The organism is Variovorax sp. 20P10.2.4 (assembly GCF_058244205.1).
Window position 1 is genome coordinate 1 of the sequence record NZ_JBZAYE010000365.1, and the last position, 7427, is coordinate 7427.

General features: G+C 71.7%; 8 protein-coding genes. 4 read left to right on the plus strand and 4 right to left on the minus strand.

Annotation, left to right across the window (positions count from 1 at the left end; translation table 11 throughout):
• The 4 genes from AC27VN_RS26955 to AC27VN_RS26970 form a co-directional block, all read left to right on the plus strand.
• Positions 1–567, plus strand: a 567-nt coding sequence (locus AC27VN_RS26955; protein WP_490878513.1) for a MaoC/PaaZ C-terminal domain-containing protein, incomplete at its 5' end; no start/stop codon positions are given.
• Positions 567–1325, plus strand: coding sequence for an SDR family NAD(P)-dependent oxidoreductase (locus AC27VN_RS26960; protein ID WP_490878514.1), 759 nt, complete (start codon positions 567–569; stop codon positions 1323–1325). The genes AC27VN_RS26955 and AC27VN_RS26960, both read left to right, overlap by 1 nt.
• Positions 1326–1370: 45 nt before the next feature.
• A complete protein-coding gene (locus AC27VN_RS26965; protein ID WP_490878515.1) occupies positions 1371–1934 on the plus strand; it encodes a methyltransferase family protein in 564 nt (187 codons plus the stop codon).
• A gap of 74 nt (positions 1935–2008) precedes the next feature.
• A complete protein-coding gene (locus AC27VN_RS26970) occupies positions 2009–2809 on the plus strand; it encodes a CPBP family intramembrane glutamic endopeptidase (protein ID WP_490878516.1) in 801 nt (266 codons plus the stop codon).
• Position 2810: 1 nt separating this feature from the next.
• Here the strand turns inward: AC27VN_RS26970 and AC27VN_RS26975 are convergent, their stop codons facing one another.
• From AC27VN_RS26975 to AC27VN_RS26990, 4 genes are all read right to left on the minus strand, one after another.
• Positions 2811–3425 carry a flavin reductase family protein gene (locus AC27VN_RS26975; RefSeq protein WP_490878517.1) on the minus strand — a complete coding sequence of 205 codons (615 nt, stop codon included), beginning with the start codon at positions 3423–3425 and terminating at the stop codon, positions 2811–2813.
• Between the two features lie 58 nt (positions 3426–3483).
• The gene (locus AC27VN_RS26980) at positions 3484–5049 is read right to left on the minus strand and encodes a TerC family protein (protein WP_490878520.1); all 1566 of its coding nucleotides are present in this window, start codon (positions 5047–5049) and stop codon (positions 3484–3486) included.
• A gap of 269 nt (positions 5050–5318) precedes the next feature.
• Positions 5319–5948: a hypothetical protein gene (locus tag AC27VN_RS26985; protein ID WP_490878518.1), complete on the minus strand. Its 630-nt coding sequence runs from the start codon at positions 5946–5948 to the stop codon at positions 5319–5321.
• Between the two features lie 19 nt (positions 5949–5967).
• A partial coding sequence (locus AC27VN_RS26990; RefSeq protein ID WP_490878519.1) for a vWA domain-containing protein occupies positions 5968–7427 on the minus strand: 1460 nt, incomplete at its 5' end.

Below are 7427 nucleotides of genomic sequence, written 5' to 3' on the forward strand. Positions count from 1 at the left end.
CAGGGCTCGCCCACCATGCTGGCGGCCGTCACCGGCGAGCACGTGCGCGGCGCCAAGGTGCGCGAGAGCGAGGTGCATCCGTTCCGCAGCCACTTCGAGGACCTGCAAATCGGCGACTCGCTGCTGACGCATCGCCGCACCGTGAGCGAAGCCGACATCGTGGCCTTCGGCGGCCTGTCGGGCGACTACTTCTACATGCACTTCGACGAGATCGCGGCCAAGGAGTCGCCGTTCGGCAAGCGCATCGCGCACGGCTACTTCGTGCTGTCGGCGGCCGCGGGCCTGTTCGTCTCGCCCGCGCCCGGCCCGGTGCTGGCCAACTACGGCCTCGACACGCTGCGCTTCATCAAGCCCGTGGGCATCGGCGACACCATCCGCGCGCGCCTGACCTGCAAGCGCAAGATCGACCGCAACCGCAAGGACGCCAACGGCCAGGGCCAGGGCGTGGTGGCCTGGGACGTCGAGGTGACGAACCAGGACGGCGAGCTGGTCGCGAGCTACGACATCCTGACGCTGGTCGCGAAGAAGCCGGTGCCGGCGGCGGCGGCGGCGGCGGCGGCGGCCTGATGTTCGACCTTGGCGGCAAGGTCGCGCTGGTCACCGGCGGCAACGGCGGCCTGGGCCTCGGCATGGCCCAGGGCCTGGCGAAGGCCGGCGCGCGCGTGGTGATCGCCGCGCGCAACCCCGAGAAATCGGCCGCCGCGGTCGAGACGCTGAAGGCGCTCGGCAGCGACAGCTTCGCGGTCGCCATCGACGTCGCCGACGAGGCCTCGGTGCAGCAGGCGGTCGACGCCGTGGCCGCGCGCTGCGGCCGGCTCGACATCCTGGTCAACAACGCCGGCACCACCGTGCGCAAGCCGGTCGACCAGCTCACGCTGGACGAGTGGAACCTCGTGCTCCAGACCAACCTCACCAGCGCCTTCCTCGTGAGCCGCGCGGCGCACCCGCACATGCAGCGCGCGGGCGGCGGCAAGATCGTCAACGTCGGCTCGATGATGTCGATCTTCGGCGCCGCCTACTCGCCCGCCTATGCCGCGAGCAAGGCCGGCGTGGTGCAGCTCACCAAGTCGACCGCGCTCTCGTGGGCGGCCGACAACATCCAGGTCAACGCGATCCTGCCGGGCTGGTTCCAGACCGAGATGACCGACGGCGCGCGCGCCCAGGTCGCGGGCCTCTACGAGCGCGTGGTCGCGCGCACGGCCGCGGGCCGCTGGGGCCGGCCGGCCGACATCGCGGGCACGGCCGTGTTCCTCGCGAGCCCCGCGGCCGACTACGTGACCGGCGTGTCGATCCCGGTGGACGGCGGCTACTCGACGATGGGCTGACAAGGTGTGAGGGCGCCGGCGGCCCGGCGTGTAGATTCGGGCCCCATGCCTTTCGCCTGGATCCAGATCGCCCTCTTCGTCGTCGTCTCGGCCGCGCTGCTGTACGTCTCGCGCGGCGCGCTGCGCCGGCGCGGCTCGCACGGCTTCTACCGCTTCTTCGCCTGGGAGTGCATGCTGGCGCTGATCCTGCTGAACCTGCCCGTGTGGCACGTGGATCCGCTGGCGCCGCACCAGCTGCTGTCGTGGCTGCTGCTGGCGCTGTCGGCCTGGCTGCCGGTGCATGCCTGGCGCCGGCTGCAGGCCGCGGTGCGGCCCGGCGCGGCGCGCGACGACGATCCCGCGCTGCTCGGCTTCGAGAAGACCGCGTCGCTGGTCACCGACGGCGCCTTCCGCTACATCCGCCATCCGATGTACACCGCGCTGATGCTGCTGGCCTGGGGCGCCTGCCTCAAGGACATCGGCGGCCCCGGCCTCGCGCTGGCGCTCGCGGCCACGGTGCTGCTGGTGCTGACGGCGCTCAGCGACGAGCGCGAATGCATCGCGCATTTCGGCGACGCCTACCGCGCCTACATGCGCGGCACGAAGCGCTTCCTGCCCTTCGTGGTCTGACACCGCCCCCCGGTTGGGGGAGGCGCCGGGCCGGCGGCAGCGGCTAACATGCCCGCCACCTTTGCGCAGCGCCCATGCCCTCCCCGAACCGCCCGGCCTTCCCCTCGGCGACGCAGGCCGTCCTGCTGTACCTCGCCCTGTTCCTCTGCGAGCTGATCGTGGGCGCCGCGCTGCGCGACGCCAACCGGCTGTTCGGCCTGAGCACCATGCAGATCGGCGTGCTGTCGTCCGTGCTGGGCAACGGGCTGGTGTTCGCGGTCGTGATGCAGCAGCAGAAGCTGGGCTGGCGCGCGCTGTTCCATCCTTCGAACGCCTCGATGCGCGCCACCTTGATGCTGGTGGTGCCGCCCACGCTGCTGCTGATGCCGGCGCTGATGCTGGCGATCACCTGCGCGATCAATCTGCTGACGCTGGCGCTGCCGCTGTCGGCCTGGGAGGAGGCGATGTTCAGCCGCATGGCCGACGGCAGCGTGGCCGCGGTGCTGGCGGTCTGCGTGATGGCGCCGCTGCTCGAGGAGATGCTGTTCCGCGGCATCGTGCTGCGCGGCTTCCTGCAGCGCTACGGGCGCGGGCAGGCGATCTTCATGTCGGCGCTGCTGTTCGGCGCGGCCCACATGAACATCTACCAGTTCGTGGTCGGCGTGGCGATGGGCGCGGTGCTGGGCTGGCTCTACGAGCGCACGCGCTCGCTGATCCCGTGCATCGCGCTGCACGCGGCCTACAACAGCGCCACGCTGCTGGTGGCCGGCTGGCTCGAGGACGCCTCGCCGGCCGGCGTGCTGAGCTTCGTGCTGCTGGCCGGCGCGGCCGCGCTGTGCGGCGGGGTGGTGCTGCGGCAGTTGCTGGTGGCGTCGGGCCGGACCAGCGACGGCTGATTCAGCGCCCGGCCTGCGGCAGCGGCTTCGCGTCCACCGCCTCGCCATCGACGATGAAGTGCCCGCCGGCCACGTGGTGCAGCGTGCGCAGTTCGTCGTGGCCCTCGAAGTGCCAGCGGCCGTTCGAGAACACGCGCGCATCGGCCTGCGCCGCGATCACCTCGCCGAGGAACAGGTCGTAGCGCTGCTGGATCGGCGGCTCGGGCAGCAGCCGGCATTCGAGCCAGGCCGCGCAGCCCTCGAGCAGGGGCGCCTCGGTGGCGCTGCCCGCGAAGCTGTGCAGCCCGTAGGCCTCGAACTTGTCGCGGCCGTCGCGTTCGACCAGCTCGCGGCCCGAGCTGCTGCCCAGCGCCTCGGTCAGGTCGAGCTGCGCGCGCACCGGCACCTGCAGCGCGAAGCTGCCCGCACCCTCGAGCAGCACGCGGGTCCAGGTGCTCTTGTCGAGCACCACCGCCACCTTGGGCGGATCGAAGTCCAGCGGCATGGCCCAGGCCGCCGCCATGATGTTGCGCCGGCCCGCGTGGGCCGCGCTCACCAGCACCGTGGGGCCGTGGTTGAGCAGGCGGTAGGCCTTGGCGAGAGGAACGGGCTGGCGGTGGGCGGCGTTGGAGGTCATGCGCGGAGCGGGTCGGAAAGCGGGAGCGCCAGCCTACCAAAGCAGCGCCCTCCGCGCTTCAGGCCTCGGGCAACGCCACGGGCATGCGCCGCACCGCCACCTCGCGGATGCGCTGCGCGTCCACGCCCGTGACGACGAACTCCCAGCCGTCGTGCACCCAGGTGGCCTCGGCCGCGGGCAGGCCGCCGAAGCGGTCGAGCAGCAACCCCGCCACCGAGGTGTAGCTGTCGTCCTCGCTCGCCAGGCCGTCGGTCTGCAGCGCCTGCTCGAGCAGGTGCGGGTCGGCGCTGCCGGCCACGGTCCAGGCCTCGGGGCCGGTCTGCTGGATCTCGAGCGCCTCGTCCTCGTCGGGGAACTCGCCCGCGATCGCCTCCAGCACGTCGATCGGCGTGACCACGCCCGTCAGGGTGCCGTGCTCGTCGGCCACCAGCGCGAGCTGGCCACGCGCGCCGCGCAGGGTGTCGATCAGGCGGATCACGCGCGTCGACTCGGCCACGTAGATCGGCGCGCGCAGGCCATGGCCCTCGTCGATGCGGCCATGGCGCAGCAGCTGGCCCAGCAGGTCCTTGGCGCGTGCCACGCCCACCACCTGGTCGAGCGAGCCGCGGCACACCGGGAAGATGCCGTGCGGCGTGTCGAGCAGCTGCTCGCGCAGCGCCTCGGGATCGTCGTCGAGGTCGACCCAGGAGACGTCGGCGCGCGGCGTCATCACCGAGCGCACGTTGCGCTCGGCCAGCGAGAGCACGCCGCTGACCATGTTGCGTTCCTCGATGCCGAAGGCGGGTTCGTCCGCGGGCGCGTCGGCATCGGCCGCATCGCTGCCCGCGGGCACCGGCTCGCCGCGCGTGCGGCCGCCGAGCAGGCGGATCACCGACTCGGCCGTGCGCTCGCGCAGCGGCCGGCGCGCCTCGTGGCGCAGCGCATTGCGGCGCACCCACTGGTTGAGCGCCTCGATCAGCACCGAGAAGCCGATCGCGCCGTAGAGGTAGCCCTTGGGAATGTGGAAGCCCAGGCCCTCGGCCACCAGGCTCAGGCCGATCATCAGCAGGAAGCTCAGGCACAGCACCACCACCGTGGGATGGGCGTTGACGAAGCGCGTCAGCGGCTTCGAGGCCCACAGCATGATCGCGATCGAGATGATCACCGCGGCCATCATCACCGGCAGGTGGTCGACCATGCCGACGGCCGTGATCACCGCGTCGAGCGAGAACACGGCGTCGAGCACCACGATCTGCGCCACCACCACGCCGAAGCTCGCATAGGCCGCGCTGCCGGTCACGGCATGGCTCACGCCCTCGATGCGCTCGTGCAGCTCGGCCGTGGCCTTGAACAGCAGGAACAGGCCGCCGAACAGCAGGATCAGGTCGCGCCCCGAGAAGCCCTGGCCGAACAGGCTGAACAGCGGCGTGGTCAGCGTCACCAGCCACGAGACGATGGACAGCAGTCCCAGGCGCATCAAGAGCGCCAGGCTCAGGCCGATGAGCCGCGCGCGGTCGCGCTGGTGCGGCGGCAGCTTCTCCGCGAGGATCGCGATGAAGATCAGGTTGTCGATGCCCAGCACGATCTCGAGCACGACGAGCGTGAGGAGACCGATCCAGACGGCGGGGTCGGACAGCAGTTCAATCATGGAAGGTGGCGCGCGAGCGCGTGCGGCCCGGCATGGCGCGAACCATGGCGGGCGATGAAGGGGGAATCGGGAGGAGAGAAGCAGCCGTTGGACGCGGCGGAGGCCGTGTCAGGGGCGGGGACAGCACGCGCGGAAAGCGGCGGCGAGGAAGCGGGAGGCTGGCGCAGGCCAGCGACGGACTGGGAGGCTCGGAGGAGGAAGTCACCCGCGCAGTCTATCGAAGCCCGCGCGCGGCCCCACGTTTGCAAGGGCTTTGCCGGCGCGGCTCAGCCCTCGAGGAAATCGGGCTGCCTGAACTTCTTCTCGAGGAACTGGCCGTTGGCCACCAGCGCGGCGGCGTCGCTCGCGGCCAGGTTGGCGACCACCTCGCGCAGCTTGGCATCGAGCAGGCCCAGCTGCTCGCCGAGCAGCTGGCGCGCGGTCTTGCCATCCTTCAGCGGCTGCGTGACGCGAAAGGCCGGCGGCAGCGCCACGTAGTTGGCCAGGGTCTCGGGCAGGTAGCGCAGCACGGTCTCGCGCACGGTGAACAGGTCGTCGCCGCCCGTGCCGGCGTCCATCAATTGCGGCAGCACCTCGACCACCAGGCCGCGCACGCTCTCGAGGCTGTGCCGCATGTCCTCGGTGAGATGCGGCGAGGCGCGCGCGACCACCTCGTCGAGCCGCCGCAGCGTCTCCTCCAGGCTCAGGCTGTCCTCGATGCGGCGCTCGAGCTCGGGCGCGCGCCGGCCCAGCAGCCAGCCGCCGATGTAGAGGCCGGCGGTGATGGCGAGCCAGCCGCGGTCGATGACGCCCGCGAACAGCAGCGCCGGACCGGCCAGCGCGAGCGCACAGCCGAGGATGTTGCCGTTGCCGTAGAGGAACAGCAGCGCGCGCAGCTTCAGCGAACGCCGCGCCACATCGAGCCTTTGCGCGAGCTCACTGGTAGCCCCGGATTTCCTTGAACACCTGCGCCAGCACCAGCCGGCGGCCGTCGAACTCGCGCCCGCCCGAGGACTTCGCGAGCTGGTGCATCTCGGCCGCGTTGCCCTCGCCGAACAGGATCGGGAAGATGCGCGCCGGCAGCCCGCTCGCATAGCGCGCCTGGAACTCCTCGGGATTCAGGCCCGCGTTGTTCTGGCCGTCGGTCAGCAGCACGATGCTCACGAAGCGATCGGGATCGCTGCGCTGCTCCTCGCGCGCGAGGTCCTCGGCCACGGCCAGCGCGGAGTAGATGGCGGTGCCGCCATCGGCCTTCATCGCGTCGGCCTGGCGGCGCAGTTCCTCGCGCGCGGCGCCGATGCGCTCGGGCTCGAAGCGCACCCACACCGGTTCCGACACGCGCGTGGCGAACGGAATCAGCACCACGCGTTCGCGGCTCTGGAACGCGCTGTAGCGCACGCTCGCCGCGGCGCCGGCCTCGGCGCCCGACAGCCGCTTGAGCGCCTCGCGCATGGCTTCCAGGCGCTGCCCCTGCATCGAGCCGCTGAGGTCGAGCACGAAGATCGAGGTGGAGGGCTTGCGCCAGCGCGCCTGGTAGGTGCCGAGCACGGCATCGATCACCTCGAGCCGGTTCGGAAAGGACAGCTCCGACACCGCCGCCGTGGGCAGCGCGCTCGCGGCCTGCACCTCGGGATTGGCCGGGCGCAGGAAGGCGGCCGACAGCGCGTCGCGCTGGAACGCGGCCCCCTTCCAGGCCGCCACCAGCCGGTTGTAGGGCTCGCGCCGCGCCTCGTCGAGCAGCATCAGCGGATAGTCGGCCGAGATCATGCCGTCGCGCGGATAGATCGGCAGCAGCCGGTCGGCCGCGGGCAGCCGCTCGTTGAGGCGCAGGATCACGGCCTCGTAGTTGACCATCGCATCGATCGCCGCGGGATCGGCCAGGTAGGCATCGGCCAGCCAGCCCGAGCTGCCGGCCGTGAGCTTCTGGCCCGAGAGGAAGGCCTTGAGCGTCTTCTCGTCCACGTCCTGCGCCGTCAGGTCCTCGGTCTTGCCCGCGAGTGCCGAGGCGACCGCGAACAGCGCGCTCATGCCGGTGTTGGAGCTGGTCGCGTTGGTCATGCCGTAGCGCAGCTGGCCCGTGCTCGCGGCCCGCGCGATGTCGGCCCAGCCGGGCGCGCGCTTGTCCCAGCCCAGCCGCGCGGCCTTGGCAGCCTTCACGCCGAGCGCGATGCGCGAATAGAAGAGCTTCTCGCGCGCCACCGCCGGCTTGGCGAGCGCCAATGCGGGATAGGCGCCGTTGGGCGGCAGGATCGCATCGAAGCGCTCGCCGGCATTCACGCGCTCCACGATGTCGAGCGTGCCCGCGTACGACAGCTGCAGCTCCACCCCGGCGGCGCGCGCGGCCTCGACCAGCGGCGCCTCGAGGTCCTTGAGCTCGGAACCCGCGAGAACGGTGA

What these genes read in the sequence shown, in the direction of transcription:
- AC27VN_RS26960 (WP_490878514.1), top strand. Translation starts at nt 567, where the DNA reads ATGTTCGACCTTGGCGGCAAGGTCGCGCTGGTCACCGGCGGCAACGGC.
- AC27VN_RS26965 (WP_490878515.1), top strand. Translation starts at nt 1,371, where the DNA reads ATGCCTTTCGCCTGGATCCAGATCGCCCTCTTCGTCGTCGTCTCGGCC.
- AC27VN_RS26970 (WP_490878516.1), top strand. Translation starts at nt 2,009, where the DNA reads ATGCCCTCCCCGAACCGCCCGGCCTTCCCCTCGGCGACGCAGGCCGTC.
- AC27VN_RS26975 (WP_490878517.1), bottom strand. Translation starts at nt 3,425, where the DNA reads ATGACCTCCAACGCCGCCCACCGCCAGCCCGTTCCTCTCGCCAAGGCC.